Source organism: Kaistia defluvii, from assembly GCF_040548815.1.
GTDB lineage: Bacteria > Pseudomonadota > Alphaproteobacteria > Rhizobiales > Kaistiaceae > Kaistia > Kaistia defluvii_A.
Genome location: NZ_JBEPSM010000001.1, coordinates 1,317,237 through 1,335,809, shown reverse-complemented (window position 1 = coordinate 1,335,809; position 18,573 = coordinate 1,317,237). Strand labels below are relative to the sequence as shown.

15 protein-coding genes are annotated in these 18,573 nt (G+C 66.5%); 5 read left to right on the top strand and 10 right to left on the bottom strand.

Features of this window, described 5'->3' with window-relative positions:
* Positions 1–26 precede the first annotated feature (26 nt).
* The 8 genes from guaD to add form a co-directional block, all read right to left on the bottom strand.
* Positions 27–1,397, bottom strand: coding sequence for a guanine deaminase (gene guaD / locus ABIE08_RS06275; protein WP_354549535.1), 1,371 nt, complete (start codon positions 1,395–1,397; stop codon positions 27–29).
* A gap of 29 nt (positions 1,398–1,426) precedes the next feature.
* The gene (locus tag ABIE08_RS06270) at positions 1,427–2,755 is read right to left on the bottom strand and encodes an amidohydrolase family protein (RefSeq protein WP_354549533.1); all 1,329 of its coding nucleotides are present in this window, start codon (positions 2,753–2,755) and stop codon (positions 1,427–1,429) included.
* A gap of 88 nt (positions 2,756–2,843) precedes the next feature.
* Positions 2,844–3,713 (bottom strand): aromatic ring-hydroxylating dioxygenase subunit alpha, encoded by an 870-nt coding sequence (locus ABIE08_RS06265; protein WP_354549531.1) that lies wholly within the window; start codon positions 3,711–3,713, stop codon positions 2,844–2,846.
* A gap of 80 nt (positions 3,714–3,793) precedes the next feature.
* Positions 3,794–4,729, bottom strand: a complete 936-nt coding sequence (locus ABIE08_RS06260; protein ID WP_354549529.1) for an ABC transporter permease — start codon at positions 4,727–4,729, stop codon at positions 3,794–3,796.
* A gap of 9 nt (positions 4,730–4,738) precedes the next feature.
* Positions 4,739–5,821, bottom strand: a complete 1,083-nt coding sequence (locus ABIE08_RS06255; RefSeq protein WP_354549527.1) for an ABC transporter permease — start codon at positions 5,819–5,821, stop codon at positions 4,739–4,741.
* A gap of 1 nt (position 5,822) precedes the next feature.
* On the bottom strand, positions 5,823–7,400 hold the full coding sequence (locus ABIE08_RS06250; RefSeq protein WP_354549525.1) for an ABC transporter ATP-binding protein: 1,578 nt from the start codon (positions 7,398–7,400) through the stop codon (positions 5,823–5,825).
* A 75-nt stretch (positions 7,401–7,475) separates the two neighbouring features.
* The gene (locus tag ABIE08_RS06245; protein WP_354549523.1) at positions 7,476–8,600 is read right to left on the bottom strand and encodes a BMP family ABC transporter substrate-binding protein; all 1,125 of its coding nucleotides are present in this window, start codon (positions 8,598–8,600) and stop codon (positions 7,476–7,478) included.
* Positions 8,601–8,629: 29 nt separating this feature from the next.
* Positions 8,630–9,694 carry an adenosine deaminase gene (gene add / locus ABIE08_RS06240; protein ID WP_354549521.1) on the bottom strand — a complete coding sequence of 355 codons (1,065 nt, stop codon included), beginning with the start codon at positions 9,692–9,694 and terminating at the stop codon, positions 8,630–8,632.
* Between the two features lie 278 nt (positions 9,695–9,972).
* Between add and ABIE08_RS06235 the strand changes: the two genes are divergently transcribed.
* The 5 genes from ABIE08_RS06235 (at position 9,973) to ABIE08_RS06215 (ending at position 14,438) form a co-directional block, all read left to right on the top strand.
* The gene (locus tag ABIE08_RS06235) at positions 9,973–10,935 is read left to right on the top strand and encodes a helix-turn-helix domain-containing protein (protein ID WP_354549519.1); all 963 of its coding nucleotides are present in this window, start codon (positions 9,973–9,975) and stop codon (positions 10,933–10,935) included.
* Positions 10,932–11,198, top strand: coding sequence for a hypothetical protein (locus ABIE08_RS06230; RefSeq protein ID WP_354549517.1), 267 nt, complete (start codon positions 10,932–10,934; stop codon positions 11,196–11,198). The genes ABIE08_RS06235 and ABIE08_RS06230 overlap by 4 nt, the downstream gene beginning before the upstream one ends.
* A gap of 38 nt (positions 11,199–11,236) precedes the next feature.
* The gene (locus ABIE08_RS06225; protein WP_354549515.1) at positions 11,237–11,926 is read left to right on the top strand and encodes a Rieske (2Fe-2S) protein; all 690 of its coding nucleotides are present in this window, start codon (positions 11,237–11,239) and stop codon (positions 11,924–11,926) included.
* Complete coding sequence (locus ABIE08_RS06220) at positions 11,923–12,552, top strand: glutathione S-transferase family protein (RefSeq protein ID WP_354549513.1); 630 nt, start codon at positions 11,923–11,925, stop codon at positions 12,550–12,552. The genes ABIE08_RS06225 and ABIE08_RS06220 overlap by 4 nt, the downstream gene beginning before the upstream one ends.
* A gap of 83 nt (positions 12,553–12,635) precedes the next feature.
* Positions 12,636–14,438, top strand: coding sequence for an adenine deaminase (locus ABIE08_RS06215; RefSeq protein WP_354549511.1), 1,803 nt, complete (start codon positions 12,636–12,638; stop codon positions 14,436–14,438).
* Positions 14,439–15,530: 1,092 nt separating this feature from the next.
* On the opposite strand, the gene ABIE08_RS06205 is transcribed toward ABIE08_RS06215, so the two are convergent.
* Together ABIE08_RS06205 and ABIE08_RS06200 are read right to left on the bottom strand one after the other, a co-directional pair.
* Positions 15,531–17,165: an FGGY-family carbohydrate kinase gene (locus ABIE08_RS06205; protein ID WP_354549507.1), complete on the bottom strand. Its 1,635-nt coding sequence runs from the start codon at positions 17,163–17,165 to the stop codon at positions 15,531–15,533.
* Between the two features lie 21 nt (positions 17,166–17,186).
* The gene (locus ABIE08_RS06200; protein ID WP_266332612.1) at positions 17,187–18,284 is read right to left on the bottom strand and encodes an alcohol dehydrogenase catalytic domain-containing protein; all 1,098 of its coding nucleotides are present in this window, start codon (positions 18,282–18,284) and stop codon (positions 17,187–17,189) included.
* Positions 18,285–18,573: the final 289 nt, after the last annotated feature.

Genomic DNA, 18,573 nt, shown 5'->3' with positions numbered 1-18,573 from the left:
CTGCATCCAAGCAGATGTGTCTTGCCCTAGAGGGCCTCTCCCGAGACGCCGCGGCCGCCGATCCAGACGGCAGCGAGATTGGCCTTCGACGCCGTGTAGACGATCTTCTGCAGCGCGTCCTCGTCGCTGTCGATATCGTCCCAGATGCGCATCGTGCCGCCCGGCGCGTCGGGGTCGACGAGGATGGCGTCGAAGTGGAAGCCGGGCGCGAACTGGCCGACGGGGAGGTCGAGCGCGTCGCCGCCGCCCGCCGTGGCGAGGTGGAAGGCGATGTCGAAATCGATGCGCGAGCCGGGCCGACCGCGTGCGCCTTGCGGCAGCGCGGGGTCGACGCCGGTTTCCAGCATGCGCGAGGCGGCGATGGCCATGCGCTGCGCCTCGATCATCGAGGCGGTCGGGCCCCCGGAAATGTCGGTGCCGAGGCCGACGCGCACGCCCTTCGCCAGGGCAGCGCGGAGCGGGAACACCGAATTGGCGAAATAGGCGTTGGAGAGCGGGCAATGGGCGACGCCGGCGCCGCATGCCTGGATCAGGTCCATGTCGCCGTCGGTCAGAAAATTCGAATGCGCCAGGACGGTCCGGCGCGTCATCAGCCCGAAGCGGTCTAGCGTCTCTGCGTCGGTGCGGCCGAAGCGGTCGAGCACATAGCCATGTGCCCAGTCGCTCTCCGAGCAATGCGTCTGGACGTGGCAGCCGCATTCGCGCGCGAGTTCGCCGAGGCCTTCGAGCATCGGATCGGTGCAGGATGGCACGAAGCGCGGCGTGATCACGGGATGGACGAGGCCGTGGTTTTCCGGGTGGGCGGCCACATAGTCGATCAGCGCTTTCGTGCCGGCGATGCCTGCTTCAGCCGAGCTATCGCGGTAATAGTCGGGGCATTCGGCCGGATTATCCATCGCCACCTTGCCGACCAAAGCGCGCTGGCCCTTTTCCAGGCAGATGTCGACCAGCGCCTTCGAGGCTTCGACGTGCTGGGTGGCGAAATAGAGCGCCGTCGTCGTGCCATTGGCGATCAGGTCGTCGACCAGCGCGGAATAGTGGCGCTTGGCGAAGGCGAGGTTGGCATAGCGCGCCTCGAGCGGGAAGGTGTGCTGCTGCAGCCATACCTCGAGCGGCACGTCGAGCGCCTTGCCGAGCTGCGGGTATTGCGGCGCGTGGATATGCAGATCGACGAAGCCGGGCAGGATGTAGCTGCGCGGCGGCGCGACGACGAGCGTTCCCGCCGCCTCCGCCGCTGCGCGTGTCTCGGCATGGGCGGCGCTGCCGGCGGCTACCACCTTGGCGATCCGGCCCTCACCGTCGATCTCGACCAGCGCGTCCCTCAGGATCTCGATCTCGCCCAATATCGGCGCATGGCAGAAGGTGCCGGCGATCGTCTTGTGGCGGAGATCGGTCAAGGGTTGGGTCCTGTCGTATGTCGCGGGGCTCAGCCGAGGCTGCGCTTGCGCAGCGCATGGGCGCGGGTGCGGAACTCGCGGCGGATTTCCGCTTCGTCTATACCCGCGACGATGCGGTTTTCCATCAGCATTCGCCCATTCACGATCGTGTGCGTGACGTCGTCGGCCCGGCTCGAATAGACCAGCGCGGCAGCCGTATCATAGACGGGCAGGCTGTGCGCCTTGTCGAGATCGACGACGATGACGTCGGCCGCCATGCCCGGCACGAGCCGGCCGGTCTCCGGACGGTTCATCGCCTTGGCGCCCTGCGCGGTCGCAAGTTCCAGGATCTCGTGCGTCTTCAGGAACTCGACGTCGTTGGTCTTGTCCTTGTGGATCAGCCCCGCGAACTTCATCTCCTGGAACATGTCGAGCGTGTTGTGGCTGGCCGGGCCGTCGGTGGCGAGGCCGACCGTGATGCCGTGCTCCAGCACGCATTTGAGCGGCATGGTGCCGGAATTGAGCTTGGCGTTGCAGCAGGGGCAATGGCCGATCTTGACGTCATGCGCCGCCAGGATCCGCATGTCTTCCTGGTCGAGCTGCGTGCAGTGCGCGGCCGTGATGTCTCCCTTGAGGAAGCCGAGCGATTCCAGCCAGCGCACCGGCGAGGTGCCGTAATTCTCGGCCATGTAGGCCATTTCCTGCGTGCCTTCGGCGAGGTGGGTGTGGATCGGCACGCCGTAGGCGTCGGCCACTTCGCGCGTCAGCCGGTACATTTCTTCGCCGCAGGAATAGGGCGCGTGCGGCGACAGGCCGATCTGCAGCAGGCCGTCGCGGGTCTTGTGATGTCTGGCGACGAGATCGCCGAAATTGTTCAGCGTCTTCCAGGACCAGTCGGTGATCGGCGCATAGAGGCCGCGATCGGCGAAGCCATAGCCGAGTGTTGCCCTGAGCGGGATCTTCTTCAGCGCCTCGATCTCGGGCTCGACGGCATAGGCGTCGAAGTGCTCGTTGAAGGTGGTGATGCCGGATTTCACCATTTCGACGAGGCCGGTCAGGCTCGCCCAATAGAGCGTCTCCGGATCGAAATTGCGCTTCAGCTGCCACATGGTCGAGAGCCATTCGAACAGCTTCGCATCCTCCAGCAGCCCGCGCAGCAGCATGTTGGAGGCGATGTGGGTGTGGCTGTCGCAGAAGCCCGGCATGACGGCGGACAGCGATGCATCGACGACCTTTCGCGCGCCGCGGATGTCGACCGCGTCGGCCGGGCCGACGGCGGTGATCGCGCCGCCGGTGATGGTGACGACGCCGTTCTCGATCGGCTTGGCGCCGCCCATCGGGAGCACGGTGCCGTTGATGATGGCGATATCGATGGTCATGGAGCGTTCGGCCTCGGGATCATGCGGGGTTTGGCAGGCAGCCACCATCGTCCGGCGGACCGGCGCGAGGGCGGAACGGCAGGGTGGCTCAGGCGGCGCGTTCGGCGGTGCCGAAGGTGACGCCCTTCTCCTTCAGCCAACGCCGGTAGGCGACGGAGGAGATGTCGGCGCGTGTCGGGATCTCCGCGCGCGGTTCCAGCGGCAGAAGACGCGGGCGCTGGTTCTCCAGGATGATGCGATCCTGCAGGAAGATCAGCTGCTGGAAATGCACCATGCTGGTCAGCGTGCTCTCGTCGTCGATAATGAACATCACCGGATGGGCGCGGCAGCGGTCATGCTCGAGCGGCTGCACGAACAGGCAGATCACGTCCCAGCGGTTCGCCGCCGCGGGGCAGGTCTTGTAGAGCAGCGTCTGGAACGGGGCGGCGACGCGGTACATGTATTGCGTCATGATCCCGCCCGAGGCGGAAAGCGCCGCCTGCGGCTGGAAGAACTCGCAATTCGTCGCCCACACCTCGTCGACGTCGCGGCGGATCTCGGTCGTGTAGTGACGCACTTCCGTGTGCGGCTCGGCACCGAGGATATCGGTGTGGACGAAGGGGAAATGCGCCATGTCGAGGAAGTTCTCGACGATGCGAAGGCCCGACGCGCGCACCGCGACGGCGCCGCAGACCACGTGACGACGGTCCGGCTCGTCTGCCTCGGGAATGTCGAACAGCTCGCGCTCCGGCGTGCCCAGAGTTGTCCAGATGAAGCCGTAGCGATCGCGCGTCGGCAGCGGCTCGCCCAGGGCGCCGCCCTCCAGCTTTTCGCGCACGATGACCGTGCCTGCCGCGTCGCGGCACACGACAAGGTCGCGGCCGAGCAGCCGGTTCGGCTTCGCCTCCGCCGGAATTTCGGCCGCGATGTCGATCACGTACCATTGGTCGAGGGATGCTTTTTCAGCCGGTCTTGCCATGGCCAGTCTCCTCAAGGGGCAGAGGCGGCGGGGTGCGCCGTGGAAATGTTGCAGAAGCCTGGCCTCGCGGCCAGGCGGGCTCATCGTTCGTCGCGGAAGAACGGCACGCCGAGGCCGGCCGGCGCGGTGAAGCCGAGCCGCAGGCGACGCCAGAGGAACACCGGCAGGATCATGGCCAGCATGGTGCCGAGATAGGGCAGCATCGACAGGAAGGTGGGCGAGATCGGCCAGTTGCGCGCCTGCCCGACATAGCCGATCGCCGTGATGACACCGAAGAGCAGCGCGCCGAACACCGCGCCGAATGGCCGGTAGCCGGCGAAGATCACCAGCGCCACGGCGATCCAGCCGCGCCCCGCGACGACGCCGTCCGACCAGGACGGCACGAAGGCGAGCGTCAGATAGGCGCCGGCCCCGGCGCCGAGCGCCGCGCCGATGGTGACGTAGCAGAAGCGGATGAGCGTCACCGGAATGCCGGCGGAATCGGCGGCAGCCGGGTTTTCGCCGACGGCACGGACATTCATGCCGTGGCGGGTGCGGAACAGCACGAAGGAGATCACGGCCGGGATGATCAGGTAGATCAGATAGACGAGGATGTTCTGCGAGAAGAAGGCGCGGCCGAGGATCGGCAGGTCGCTCAAATAGGGGACGATGATCTTCTCGAAAGTCGCCTTGGCCGGCATGCCGGAATAGCCCTTGCCGATGGTGACGGCGAGGCCGGAGCCGAGCATGGTCAGCGCCAGGCCGCACAGCACCTGGTTGGCGCGGAAGACGACGGTTGCGAGCGCGAACAGCGCGCCGAAGCCGAGGCCTACCAGCAGCGCCATGGCGAAGCCGAAGAACGGGTTGGGGTAGAGCGTCACGGCGATGATTCCGGTGACGCCGCCCAGCGCCATCAGACCTTCCACGCCGAGATTGAAGACGCCGACGCGTTCGGCCAGCACTTCGCCAAGCGCCGCGAGCGCCAGAACGCCGCCCGCCAGGACCGCCGTCGTCAGTATGCCGGTGATGAGTTCCATGGGATTTCCTCAGCCCGCTGCCGTCGCCGCTGCCGGGACGGGCAGGGCGCGGACGAGGCGGTAGTGGGCGAACTGGTCGGCAACGGCCGTGAACATCATGATCAGGCCGGTGAGCGCCAGCACGGCGGCCGTGGTCAGGCCCTGCGTCTGCAGGATAATCCCGGCATTCAGGATGATCGCCATCAGAGCCGCGCCGGCGATGACGCCGACCGGCGAACCGCGCGCCAGCACCGCGACCATGACGCCGAGATAGCCGTAATTGTTGGAGATGCCGCCCTGAAGCCGATGCACCGTGCCGGTCACTTCCAGCATGCCGGCGAGGCCGGCGATGGCGCCGGAGAGCAGCATGATGGTGATCATGCGGCGGCGGACGGGGATGCCGGCATAGTGCGCGGCTTCCGGATTGGCGCCGGTCAGTCGGATCTCGTAGCCCCATTTGGTGTAGCGCAGCAGCAGCCCGAACAGGACGGGCGCGATCAGCGCGATGACGAAGCCCCAATGCAGCGAGCCGAAGAAATCTGGCATCTCGTAGGGCACGCGGCCAGTCGAGGCGACGGTGCCGGTGGTGCGGTCGCGCCAGGGGCCGGTGGCGACGTAATAGACCAGCAGCAAGGCGACGAAGTTCAGCAGCAGCGTCGTGATGATCTCGTCGACCTTGCCATAGGCCCGGGCGAGCGTCGGCACCAGGATCCAGAGCGCGCCTCCCGCCGCCCCGGCGATGAAGCAGAGCACCAGCATGGCCGGCTCCGGTCCCTTGACGAACAGGCCGATGGCGGTCGCCGCAAAGGCGCCGATATAGAACTGGCCGTCGGCGCCGATGTTCCAGAGGCCGATCTTCATCATCACGGTGACGGCGAGGCCGGTCAGGATCAGCGGCGTCAGCAGCAGGCCGAGATCTTCCAGCCCGAAGCGCGAGCCGAGGCTCTTCTTGAGGATCTGGGTGCCGAGATGCAGCGGGTCGAAGCCGCAGGCGGCGAGAACGATCGCGCCCACTGCCAGCGCCGCGATGAAGCTGATGACGCGGGCAGCGAGGATCCGGCGGCCGGAGACGGCCGAGACGCGCACGAGGCGAAGGGATTGCAGGCCGCTCATGTCATGCCGCCTCGACGGTTGGCGCGGTGGCCTGCTTCGTCTGGCCGCCCATCAGCAGGCCGACCGTCTCGAGATCGGCGTCCTTTGTCTCGAACAGGCCCATCACCCGCCCCTTGAACATGACGGCGATGCGGTCGGTGACATCGAACAATTCGGATAGCTCCTCGGAGATCAGCACGACCGCCACGCCGGCATTGCGCAGGTCGATCAAGTAGCGAAGCAGCGTCGAGATCGCCCCGACATCGAGGCCGCGGCTCGGATAGGCGGCGACGATGGCGAGGCGGGCGATGCGCATCTCGCGCCGGGCGACGAGGCGCTGCTGGTTGCCGCCGGAAAGGTTGCGGATCGGCGTGCGCAGCGACGGCAGCGTCACCTCGGCATCGGCCGCAATCTGTCTGGCGAGCGTGTCGGCGGCGCCCGGCCTGAACAGGATTCCCTGCGCGATCGGCGGCTCGGTGTAGGCGCGCAGCACCGCGTTGTCGCTGACCGAGAGGCTGGGCGCCACGCCGCTGCGCAGCCGGTCCTCCGGGATATGGCCGACGCCGATATCGAGGAAGAGGGCGGGCGAGGGATCCTCGACCGCGACGCCCTCGATGAGGATGTGGCCGCTGGTCGGCTTGCGAACGCCGGTGAGGATTTCGGAGAGTTCGCGCTGGCCGTTGCCGGCGACCCCGGCGATGCCGAGGATTTCGCCGGCGCGGACCGGCAGGCTGGCCTCGATCAGCCCGGCGCGGCCGCGATCATCGGTGGCAGAGACGTTTTCAAGCGAGATCACGATGCGGCCCGGTTCGCTGCGCGGCGCCATCGCCTCGCGCAGGCCGCCCAGCACCATTTCGCGCCCGACCATCAGCTGCGCCAGCCTGGTCGTGGTGCAGTTGGCCGTCGCTTCGGTGATGACCTTGCGGCCGCCGCGCAGGACGGTGACGCGGTCGGAGATTTCCAGAACTTCGTCCAGCTTGTGGCTGATGAAGATCACCGAATTGCCGGCCGCCTTGAAGGCTCGCAGCGCCTTGAACAAAGTGCGCGCCTCGCTTGGCGTCAGCACGGCGGTCGGTTCGTCGAGGATCAGCACGCGCGCCTGCCGCGCCAGCACGCGCAGGATCTCGACGCGCTGCTGTTCGCCGGCCGAAAGCTCGTCGATGCGCGCATCAGCGCGGACGGCGAGACCGTAGCGCTCCGACAGGTCCCGCGTCCGTGCTTCCAGCGCCTGGGCGAAGGCGAAGCGCGGCGTTTCCTTCCAGCCGAGATGCACGTTCTCGGCGACGGTGAAGGCGCGCACCAGCTTGAAGTGCTGATGCACCATGCCGATGCCGGCAGCGATTGCCTCGACCGGCGAATTGAACGTCTGGGCCACGCCATCGAGCCAGATGTGGCCGGAGTCCGGCCGGTAGATGCCGGTCAGGATGTTCATCAGCGTCGACTTGCCGGCGCCGTTCTCGCCGAGCAGCGCGTGGATCTCGCCGGCTCGGAGGTCGAAATCGACATCGGCATTGGCGATGACGCCGGGAAATACCTTGCCGATTCCCTCCAGCGTGATGACGGGCTGTTCGAGGGTGGCCAGGGCGGGAATGTCGTTCATCGGAGGGTTCGTTCCTCGGCGCCGGGATGCGTATGTCGGCCCCTCCCGTGCCAGGGAGGGGCCTATTGCGTGCCGTCAGACCTTGAGGCCCGACACGCCTTCGATCGACCAGTCCCAGGTGTAGAGGGCTTCCGGGCTCATGGTTTCGCCGGCCTTGACGCGGACATTGCCGTCGACGTCCTTGATCTCGCCGACGAAGGGGTTGAAGCCGTCATTCAGGATGCGGTCGCGCACGGCGTCGGCCTTGGCGACAACGTCGGCGGGAACCTTGGCGCCCCAGGCGTCGCGGTCGATGCCCTTGCCCATCGGCAGCAGCGTGCCCTCGCCGCCGGTCCATTCGCCGGCCAGGCGCTTGCGGACCTGGTCGATGTAGTACTGGTTCCAGTCGAGCACGATCGAGGTGACATAGGCATCCGGGCCGTAGCGGCGGATGTCGGTGTTCCACATGGCGGCCCAGACGCCGCGCTCCTGCGCGACCTGGAGGTAGGCGGCCTCGTCCATGATGCCGAACAGGAAATCGCAGCCATTGTCGATCAGCGCGGTGCCGGCCTGCTTGGCGCCCTGCGGGTCGAACCAGGAATTGATCACCACGGTCTGCAGCGTCGCTTCCGGATTGACCGTGCGCGCGCCCATCAGGAAGGCGTTGGTGCCGCAGAACACGGCCGGGACCGGGAAGGAGGCGACATAGCCGAGCTTGCCGCTCTTCGATAGCAGGCCGGCCGCGACGCCCGCCACATAGGTCGGGAACCAATGCTGGATGTAATAATAGGAGAGATTGTCGGCCTTGCGGTGGCCGTCGCATTCCATGAAGGCGACGTCGGTGGCGCGGTCGGAAACCTCGTAGATCAGGTCGCCATAGTTGGAGGTCGAGATGATCATGTTGGCGCCGTCCGACACCATCTGGCGGTAGATGCGCGTGCAATCGGCCGAGAAGGGGATGTTCTCGACTTCGAGATATTTCGCCTTCGGGAAGGCGGCCTTGACCGCTTCCAGGCCCTGGTGGTGGCTCCAGGTCCAACCTTCATCCGAGATCGGGCCGACATGGCCGAAGCCGATCACGGCGTCCTCTTCCTTCACGGCGGCGAGCGGCGTGGCGCCGAAGGCCGGCCGGGCGAACTGCGGTAGCATCAGCGACGAGGCAGCCGTCATGCCGGCAAGGCCCATGAAGCGGCGGCGGTCCATATTCTTGAAGTCGATCATTCTGTCCCCTCGGTTGCGGATGGTGTTGTTCAGGAAGTGACGCGTGGTCGGGATTGGGCGGTCGCGGCGTCGAGCTCGGCCATCAGCCCGTCGATCTCGGTCGTCCAGGCGGCGAGCCAGTCGCGCTTGGTGCCTTCGTCGAGCCAGGATGCGCGGATGCTGTTGAGTGCACATTTCTTGAGCATTGGCGCGTCCATGCGCAGCTTGGAGGCGGCCAGGACGTACTCATTGGCGAGATCTGTGGCGAACATCGGCGGATCGTCGGAATGGATGGTCACGTTGAGGCCGGCATCGAGCATCTGGCGGATGGCGTGATCTGGCGCCGCCAGGTCGCGCCACTTCGTCGTCGCCTCGGTGGTGCTCGGGCAGCAGGTGAAGAAGGTGCCGGCCTCGCGGCATTGCTCGACCAGCGAGGGGTCGTCGACGATGTGATAGCCGTGGTCGATCCGGTCGACGCCGAGGATCTCCAGGGAATCCCGGACATTCGCGGCCGGGCCGCCTTCGCCGGCATGGGCGGTGACATGCAGGCCCGCCTGCTTGGCGCGCTCGAACAGCGGCTGGAACGGCGCGGGCGGGAAGGGCGCCTCGTTGTAATCGAGGCCGATCCCGATGATCGCGTCGCTGCGATGGGCCAGCACCATGTCGAGGAATTCGAGGCCGCGCTCGAGGCCGAGTTCCCGGCTATGGGCGGGGATCAGCCGCGAGGTAAGGCCGGTGTCGGTCTCGATGTCGGCCATCGCGGCCAGGATGCCGGAAAGCATGGTCTCGTAGGCGACGCCATGCGCCTGATGAGCGTGCGCCGAGACGAAGAACTCGACGTGGCGGGCGTTGCTGGCGGCGCAGCTTTCCAGCATTTCGTAGGTGATGCGGTGAAAGTCGTCGGCGTCGCGGATCGAGCGGCTGACGAGGTCGTAGATTTTCAGGAAGTCCGGCAGATTGTCATAGCTATAGAGTTCGCCGATCTCGCCAAAGGCCGGCAATGGCACGGCATTCTTCCGCGCCAGCTCGACGAAGGTCGACGGCCGCACCGCGCCCTCGAGATGAAGGTGCAGTTCGATCTTGGGGATGCGGCGCGCGAAACTGGCAAGGTCCATCGGTTCACTCCTGGGGTCCTGTAAAGCAATGTTCAGGCCAGCCGGCGTTCCGGCGCTGGCGGCTGAAGGACGGGCTGGCCGGGCGATCCAAGGCGGTGGGAGGCTTCCGCGTCCAATGCTGCGGGCCGCGTTGCGCTCTCGCGCCGGTCGTGTTGCGCTCCGCGGAGGGTGACTGCGCGGTCGCCAGTGCGAAGGCGCATTGATGTCGCATTGCCTACAGGTTAGACATGCCTGAATGTTAGGCGATGGCCGTCCGCTGCCTGCCACGAGGGAAATTCATGCTTCCGTCCGGTGCCCGCACCCTGCTCGATCATCCCGAATGGGAAGCCCGGATGTGGCAGAGCTGCAGTCCGATGACCGTGGCGCCCGGCGACCGCGCCGGCTTCCGCGCCAGCCTCAATCTCTGGGATCTCGGCACGCTCGGCCTGCGCCTGTTCAAGGCGCCGCGCTACGTCGCCGTCCAGACCCCGCACGAGATCTACCGCGCCCACCGCCAGCGGCTGGTGCTGACCATTCCGCTCGACGCCCGCTGCAGCTTTTCGCAGTTCGGCCGCACCGTGCAGCTCGAAGCCGGCCAGGCGGCCTTTCACCTGACCACCAGCCCGCTCGAATATGTCCAGGTCGAGGAGGGCGCCGTCGTCATCCTGCAGGTGCCGTCGAACCGCATCGGGCTCTATGCCTCCTGCCTGGAGGACATCTGCGCCGTGCGCATCGAGGCGAGCGACCGCATCCTGGCCACCGTGCTCGGCAGCGCCCGCGCCATTCCCGACATCCACGCAATCCCCTCGGCCCGGGCCAAGGATGCCTTCGCCGAAGGTGTCGTCGCGAGCCTCGGCGCCCTGGCGGCGCTGCTGTCGGAAGCGCAGGAAAACCAGAGCTCGGTGATCAAGCGCCGCCGCCTCAACGCGGTCAAATCCTTCATCGACGCGCAGCTTGCCGATAGCGGCCTCAATCCCGACCGCATCGCCAGCGCCAACGGCATTTCGGTGCGCTACCTGCACCATCTGTTCCAGGGCGACGGCCAGTCCGTCACCGAATGGATCCGCGAACGCCGGCTCGACCAGAGCCGCAAGGGACTGGAGAGCGCCGATCTCCGCGCGCTGACCGTCAACGAGATCGGCCTGCGTTCGGGCTTCAACAACGACGCGCATTTCCGCCGCGCCTTCAAGTCGCGCTATGGCGTCGCGCCGCGCGACTATCGCCGCCAGCAATGGCCTGAAATCGAGGATGCGCGCGCGTGACGGGACAATTCGGGCAGGCCCTGCCGCAGCCGGTGACGATGGTGTTCCTCGGCCGGTTCGAGCCCGAGAGCTTTGCCGAGTTCGTGCGCCATCGCGCCGCCCGCCTGTCGCTCGGCCTGCGCCTCGGCGCGGTCGGCGGCGAGCGGGTCGAGGTTGCGGTCCAAGGCGCTGCCGATCTCGTCGACATGTTCGAGATGGCCTGCAGCCTCGGGCCGATCGATTGCCTGGTGCTCGACATCCATCGCCATGCGGAGCGGCAATGACCGCTCCGGAATATCCAGAAAACAGGGGAACGGCAGTCATGAGGTTTGCAGCCGGCTGGTACGCGCTAGCGCTGGGCGACGGCTTGGAGCCGGGCACGTCGGCGGGAACGCAATTGTTCGACAAGGAGCTGGTGGTCTGGCGCGATGCCTCGGGCGCCAGCCATGTCTGGGAGGATCGCTGCCCGCATCGGGGCATGCGGCTTTCCTTCGGCTTCGTGCGCGGCAATCACATCGCCTGCCTCTATCACGGCTGGCAGTATGACGAGGCCGGCCAATGCCGCCACATCCCGGCCCATCCGACCCTCGAGGTGCCGGAGACGATCAAGGTGCCGACCTATGCCTCGGTCGAGGCCGCCGGGATGATCTGGGTGCGGTGGGACGGGGAGGCGGCCGGGCAGCCGCCGGAAGACCTCGCCGCCGCACCCGTGCGCAGCCTCTACCTCGACCGCGCGCCGGAAGCGGTCGCGCGGTTGCTGGAGGCGGGCCTGGCCGGAGCGTTCGAAACCTTGTCGCCCGGCACCTTCGCGACGACGCTGGAGGGCGCCGATCTGTTCCTGGCGCTCCAGCCCTATGGCGCCGAACGCACCGCCCTGCATATCGCGCGCACCGGCGGCGACCTGCCGCTGAAGGATATAGCCGTCTGGGCCGAGGAACTGCGCGCCAGCCTCGAAACCTTGCCGGCGGCAGGTCTCGCGCCGGCGGCCCAGCAGGCGGGAGCTGCAGCATGAGCCTCGTCCTGCACGACTACGAACTGGACGCCGACAGCTACAAGGTTCGGCTGCTGCTCTCGGCGCTGGGCGTCGAATACAGCAAGGTGGCGGTGAACGTTCACCCTGGCCATGAACAGCGCTCGCCAGCCTATCTGCGCCTGAACCCGCTCGGCAATTTGCCGATCCTTGTGGATGGCGAGACAACCTTGCGCGATTCCGGCGCGATTCTCGCCTATCTCGCCCGCCTGCATGAGGGGGAGGGCCAGTGGCTGCCGGCCGATCCCGTGCACTTCGGCGAGGTGATGATGTGGCTGTTCTTTGCCAGCGCCGATCTTGCGCCCGCCACGCTGGCGCGGCTGCATCACATGTTGGAGGTCCCGGCCGATGCGGCAGCCGTCGGCGCCGCCTCGCGCCGCGCTTTCCGTATTATGGATGACCACATGACGAAGCGGGAACTCGAAGGCTTTGCCTGGTTCGTCGGCGATTCGGCCACGCTGGCCGACATCGCTCTCTTCCCGGCGATCGCGCTGTCGCGTGACTTTGGCATCGATCACGACGAATATCCGGCTCTCCGGCGCTGGATGCGGCGGGTTCGGACGATTCCGGGTTTCATCACCATGCCCGGCATCCCCGACTATCATTGAGGTTCTATGCTTTCCTCACCTCTCCCTGAGGGAGGGTGAAGAAACGTTCTCGGCAGATTATGCCGCCATCGATCGAGGTTGAAATGACCAGGCTCACCCGCTTCTCCGTCGCGCCGCTGGCCACCATGACACGACGTCTCGCCGACGTTGCCTCCGGCCGCGCCGCGCCGGATCTCGTCATCCGGGGCGCCCGCGTGCTCTCGACCTATTCGGAGCGCATCCTGCCCGAGCGCGAGGTCTGGATATCGGGCGGTCGCATCGCCGCCGTGAAGCCTTCCGGCACGCACAAGGGCGGCGCCAAGGCGATCTACGACGCCCGGGGCGGCATCATCGCGCCCGGCCTGGTCGACCCGCATATCCACATCGAATCATCGATGGTCACGGCCTGCGCCTATGCCGAGGCGGCGTTGCTGAACGGCACGACCACGATCTTCTGCGACAGCCACGAGATCGGCAACGTCATGGACGTCGCCGGCGTCGAAGCCATGCTGGAAGATGCGCGCGTCGCGCCGCTGTCGATCTTCCTGACCGTGCCGTCGACCGTGCCGGCAACCTCGCCCGAACTGGAAACAGCCGGCGGCGACCTGACGCCGGACAAGATTGCGGCGCTGTTCGACAAGTGGCCGGAAGCGGTCGCGCTGGGCGAAAAGATGGATTTCGTGCCGGTCGCCATGGGCGACGAGCGCAGCCACGCGATCATCGCGGCGGCGCTTTCGCGCGGGCGTCCGGTGTCGGGCCACGTCTATGGCCGCGAATTCGTCGCCGCCTATGCCGCCAGCGGCGTCACCGACACGCATGAGGCGATCGATCGCGAGATTGCCGACGACATGCTGGAGGCCGGCATCTGGCTGTTCCTGCGCGGCGGCCCGCCGACGACGCCGTGGCACTCGCTGCCGCAGGCGATCAAGATGATCACCGAACTCGGCGCCTCGCACAAACGCGTCGCCGTCTGCACCGACGACCGCGACGCCGACGACCTGATGCAGTTCGGGCTCGATTGGGTGGTGCGCGAGGCCCTCAAGGCCGGCATGTCGCCGGAGCAGGCCTGGTCGATGGGTTCGCTGCATGGCGCGACCCGCTTCGGCCAGGATGGCGAGATCGGCGGCATGGGCGGCGGACGCCGCGCGGATCTGGTGCTGATGAGCGACGATCTCGATCCGCAATCGACCTGGTATGGCGGAGAACTGGTGGTGGACGGCGCGAAGATCACGCCGCTGCTCGATGCCGCGCTTTCCGATCGCTATCAGTATCCGAAGGCGGCCTATCAGACGGTCAAGCTGCCCGCCGGCCTGAAGCTGACCCCGGATCTGCCGGCCGGTCCCGGCACGCTGCACGCGATCCGCACCGAGCTTCCCGGCATCACGCTTGGCCATGATCGGATCGAGATCGAGGCGGCGAACGACTGGGAGACCCTGTTCGAGCGGCATGGGCTCTGCTTCGTTACCGTCGTCGAGCGGCACGGCAAGTCGGCCGGCAATGTTGCGCATGGCGTTCTCTCGAACTTCAGCCTGCTGCGCGGCGCCGTGGCCTCGTCGGTCGGGCATGACAGCCACAACATCATCATCGCCGGCACCAACGAGCCGGACATGAAGCTGGCGCTCGAAACGGTCGCCGCGACCCAGGGCGGCGTCTGCGTCGTGGCGGATGGCAAGGTGCTGGCGAAGATCGACTTGCCGATCGCCGGCCTGCTCTCGGACAAGCGCGTCACGGAAGTGGCTGAGGAGACGAAGGCGCTGAAGATCGAGTGGGAGAAGGCGGGTTGTTCGATCCCCTATATGGGCTTCAACCTGATCCCGCTTTCCGTCATTCCGGAAATCCGCATCACTGACAAGGGTCTTGTGCTGGTGCCGGAAATGGCAATCCAGGTCATGTTCGAGCCCGCCTGAGGGTAAAACAAAACACCCCGGCATCGTGGGATGCCGGGGTGTTTTGTTCGCCGGGCAGAAGCCCAAACTATGCGCCGAGGGCCGTGAGGCTCTGTCGACTAGCCGATATTGCAATCCGAGCCGATACATTCAGCCGCAATGCGGTCGAGCTTCTCGCGCTTGATTAGAACCGGCGTCTCATAGGTGCGCTTGGTCATTCGTAGTCCCCCTGTCGTATCGGATGATGCAAATTGATGGCGGCAGCAGGCTGTCCCTCAATGGGAACAAGCGGCGTACCGCGCGCGAATTATTGCGGGCCGCAGGGACCCGAAACCGGGCAAGGGGCTGCCGTGATGCGGTCCAGCTTCTCGCGCTTGGTCAGAACCGGCGTCTCATAGGTGCGCTTGGTCATTCTGTCGTTCTTGGTGATGTGTAGTAGATTTGAGTGAATTGCGATCGCCGCCCGTCTCCCCTGCCGAGAAGCGAGGGCGATGAATCCTCAGACCTGGCAGTTCGAAACCGGGCAATCCGCCGCGATGCGGTCGAGCTTTTCGCGCTTGATCAGAACCGGAGTCTCGTAGCTACGCTTGGTCATGTAGGCCCCCTTGGTAATAATGACAGCTGAATATTTCTCGGTTTCCCCTATGTCGCGCAAGCATTTAGGTGGCGCAGCAAAGGTCATGAAATATCATTTCGGCGGTGGCGTTGCCGTAATGTAACGCTGTCGTTCCGGCGGGCCGCGAAAGTGCAAAAACCCGGCCTGGCCGGCCGGGTTTCCTGGTCGAACTGGAAGGCCGTTGGCTGGACGGGCCGCTAGCGGCGCACGTTGCCCGCCTCAACTTACTTGCAGTCCGAGCCGACGCAGCCAGCCGCGATTCGGTCGAGCTTTTCGCGCTTGACCAGTGCCGGAGTCTCGTAGGTACGCTTGGCCATGGTGCCCCCCTTATGGCGTTGAACAAAGCCCGAGATGCATCTTCCTTTTGGCGATTCCTGGCAATCGGATTCCTTAGGCAATGCACGGTTCAGGCACCGCTCCTCAGCGAGTTCGGGGCGATATGACGGAACGGCAACAGGAAGGTCAGCGGCCGCGATCCCTGGGGGCTCGCGCCTCGGCTACAGCGCCGAGGCGACCAGTTCGCGGGCCTGCCGATCGGCATCCTGCAGCGCGAGGAAGACGCGATATTTCGCGTCGTGGATTCCCGCCGTCGTGCCGCCCGCCGGGCGATAGACGGAGCCCAGCCGGGACATCTCGTCGATGGCCGCGACCGTCCCGGCAAAGGCGCCGGCTGCGACCGCGCCCAGGATGGCGGCGCCGAGCAGCACGGGCTCGGCCGATTCCGGCACGGCGATGGCGAGCCCGGTCGCGTCGGCCATGACCTGGCGGACCAGCGGGCTCTGTCCGGCGCCGCCGGAGACCACGATGGTGTCGAGTTCCGCGCCCTGCTTCGCGAGCGCGTCGACGATCTGCCGCGCGCCATAGCCGAGGCCGCAAATGCCGGCGAGATAGAGTCGCGCCAGGCTGTCGAGATCCTCGTCCATGTCCAGCCCGGCGATCACCGCGCGGGCTTCGGGATCGGCGTTGGGCGAGCGGTTGCCGAGGAATTCCGGCACGACCTGGAGGGTCGCTGCGAGGCGGGCGATCGCCTCCGGCGTCGTGGCAAGCGCCGCCACGCGGGCTTCCAGATAGCCCAGCAGCGACTTGCCCTCGGCCTTGGCGGAGGCGACTGCCTGCGGATAGGCGGGGTGCAGCTTGGCCAGGTGGTCGATGGCGGCGCCCGCTGCCGACTGACCGCCCTCGTTCAGCCAGAGGCCGGGCAGCATGGCCGAGAAATACGGACCCCAGACACCGGGCACGAAGCGCGGCTCGACGGTCGTCGTCATGGCGCAGGCCGAGGTGCCGAAGATGTAGGCCATCTGGCGCTTGGCGTCGGTCGGCTGGTTCGACGTGTCGCGTGCGCCGACCGAGCCGACGCCGCCGGCATGCGCATCGATCATCGCCGCACCAACTGGCGTGCCGGGCTGGAGCCCGAGTTCTTCCGCGGCGCGCGCCGTCAGGCCCTGGCCGAGCGGCGTGCCGGGATCGACGACCTCCTTGCCGATGCGCGCAAAGCCCTCGTCGGCAAGCTGGCCGAGGCCGATCTGCCGAAAGTAGCTCTCGTCCCAGCGCTTTTCATGCGCGAGATAGGTCCACTTGCAGGTGACGGTGCAGACCGATCGGGCGAGGCTGCCGGTGGCGCGATAGGTCAGCCAGTCGGAGAGATCGAAGAAGTGCTTGGCCGCCGCGAAGCTTTCGGGCTTGTTCTCGGACAGCCACAGCAGTTTTGGCGTTTCCATCTCCGGCGAGATGACGCTGCCGACATAGGCGAGCACCGGATGGTGGGTCGCGTTGATGCGGCGGGTCTGGTCGGTGGCGCGGTGGTCCATCCAGACAATGATGTTGCGATCGGGATTGCCGGAGGGACTGACGGTGACGGGCTGGTCGTCGGCGCCGATCAGCACGAGCGAGCAGGTGGCGTCGACGCCGATGCCGGCGACCTGGTCGGCCGGAATCGCCGCCGTCGCCATCGCTTCGCGCACCGAGGCGACAATCGCCTGCCAGATGTTCTCCGATGACTGCTCGACGACATCGCCCGGCTCATGCCAAAGCGTGATCTCGCGCTTGGCCGAGGCCTTCAGCACGCCGGTCGCGTCGAAGATGCCGGCGCGGGCGCTGCCCGTGCCGACATCGATGCCGATGAAATAGCTCATGCAAACGTCCCTGTTCGCGTCTCAGCCGGCGGCATCCGCTCCATAGCCGGGCCGCAGCAGCACCTTGATCGAATCCAGTCCATAAGCCTTTTCGATGGCGACGTCCCAGTCCTTCAGGCCGTAATGGTGGGTGACGATGCCCTTGGAGGTGACGAGGCCGCGCTGCAGCAGGTCGATCGCGACGGGATAGCAATAGGGCGCCAGATGCGCGCCGCGAATGTCGAGTTCCTTGCGGTCGCCGATGATCGACCAGTCGGCCGTGGTCTCGGCGCCGAACACCGAGAACTCGACGAAGCGGCCGAGCTTGCGGATGATCTCCAGCCCTTGCGTGACGCCGGCCGGCACGCCCGTCGTCTCGATATAGACGTCGCAGCCATAGCCTTCGGTCAGGCCGCGCACGATCTCGATCGGATCCTCTTCCCGCGGGTTGATTACCACGTCGGCGCCAAACGATTTGGCCAGCGCCAGGCGCTCCGGCACCAGGTCGATGACAACCAGCTTCTTCGGCGTCTTCAGATGCGCGATCTGCGTCATGAACAGGCCGAGCGGGCCGGCGCCGGCGATGACAACGACATCATCCAGTTGGATGTCGCCGCGATTGACGGTGTGGATGGCGCAGGCGAGCGGCTCGATGATCGCGGCGTCCTCGAGCGAGATCTCTTCCGGGATCTTGTGGACGCGGGCGGTCTCGGGGATGCGCATATATTCGCACATGCCACCATCGGCGACCTGCTTCTGGAAGCCGAAGATGTTGTGGACCTCGCACATCCAGTAGCTGCCCGAGCGGCAGTACCGGCACTTGTCGCAGGGCACGATCTGCTCGGCGATGACGCGGTCGCCCACGGCGACGCCAAAGTGCTCGGCCGCTTCCTCGCCGATCTGGTCGACCCGGCCGAAAAACTCATGGCCCGGAATCACCGGCGGCTTCACATAGGGATTCTGCCCGCCCCAGAACATGTTGGCGCCGGACCAGCACTTGCAATCGCTGGCGCAGATGCCGCAGGCGTCGATCTTCAGCACCAGTTCGCGCCGCTTGGGCTCCGGCCTGCCCACCGCCTCGACGCGATAGTCCTTCGGTCCATGGCAGACGATCGCCGTCATGGTGCGCGATTGAAACATGGGAGGCCTCCCCAGGCATGTGGCCCGTTTGGCGGGCGCATCGGTTGGATGGATCAGGGCCGCGAGAATAGGATCTGCACGCCTGCCGCGCCAATGCCGAAACGCACGCCGACTGATACGGATTTGACAGGCGGGCGAGGGAGGCGAGGGGGATGGGGAGGTTGTTGTGGCCGATCTCCCCCAGGCTCGCCGTCATGCCCGGCTTGACCGGGGATCCATGCAGCCGAAGCGCGAGCCGTGCGAGACTACCCAAATCCCGGCTGAATGGGTCCCGGGTCTCCGCTACGCT

Coding starts and splice junctions, on each gene's coding strand:
- ABIE08_RS06265 (WP_354549531.1), bottom strand. CDS start 3,713: ATGGCAAGACCGGCTGAAAAAGCATCCCTCGACCAATGGTACGTGATC.
- ABIE08_RS06270 (WP_354549533.1), bottom strand. CDS start 2,755: ATGACCATCGATATCGCCATCATCAACGGCACCGTGCTCCCGATGGGC.
- ABIE08_RS06200 (WP_266332612.1), bottom strand. CDS start 18,284: ATGTTTCAATCGCGCACCATGACGGCGATCGTCTGCCATGGACCGAAG.
- ABIE08_RS06215 (WP_354549511.1), top strand. CDS start 12,636: ATGACCAGGCTCACCCGCTTCTCCGTCGCGCCGCTGGCCACCATGACA.
- ABIE08_RS06205 (WP_354549507.1), bottom strand. CDS start 17,165: ATGAGCTATTTCATCGGCATCGATGTCGGCACGGGCAGCGCCCGCGCC.
- ABIE08_RS06255 (WP_354549527.1), bottom strand. CDS start 5,821: ATGAGCGGCCTGCAATCCCTTCGCCTCGTGCGCGTCTCGGCCGTCTCC.
- ABIE08_RS06250 (WP_354549525.1), bottom strand. CDS start 7,400: ATGAACGACATTCCCGCCCTGGCCACCCTCGAACAGCCCGTCATCACG.
- ABIE08_RS06260 (WP_354549529.1), bottom strand. CDS start 4,729: ATGGAACTCATCACCGGCATACTGACGACGGCGGTCCTGGCGGGCGGC.
- ABIE08_RS06235 (WP_354549519.1), top strand. CDS start 9,973: ATGCTTCCGTCCGGTGCCCGCACCCTGCTCGATCATCCCGAATGGGAA.
- ABIE08_RS06245 (WP_354549523.1), bottom strand. CDS start 8,600: ATGATCGACTTCAAGAATATGGACCGCCGCCGCTTCATGGGCCTTGCC.
- add (WP_354549521.1), bottom strand. CDS start 9,694: ATGGACCTTGCCAGTTTCGCGCGCCGCATCCCCAAGATCGAACTGCAC.
- ABIE08_RS06220 (WP_354549513.1), top strand. CDS start 11,923: ATGAGCCTCGTCCTGCACGACTACGAACTGGACGCCGACAGCTACAAG.
- ABIE08_RS06225 (WP_354549515.1), top strand. CDS start 11,237: ATGAGGTTTGCAGCCGGCTGGTACGCGCTAGCGCTGGGCGACGGCTTG.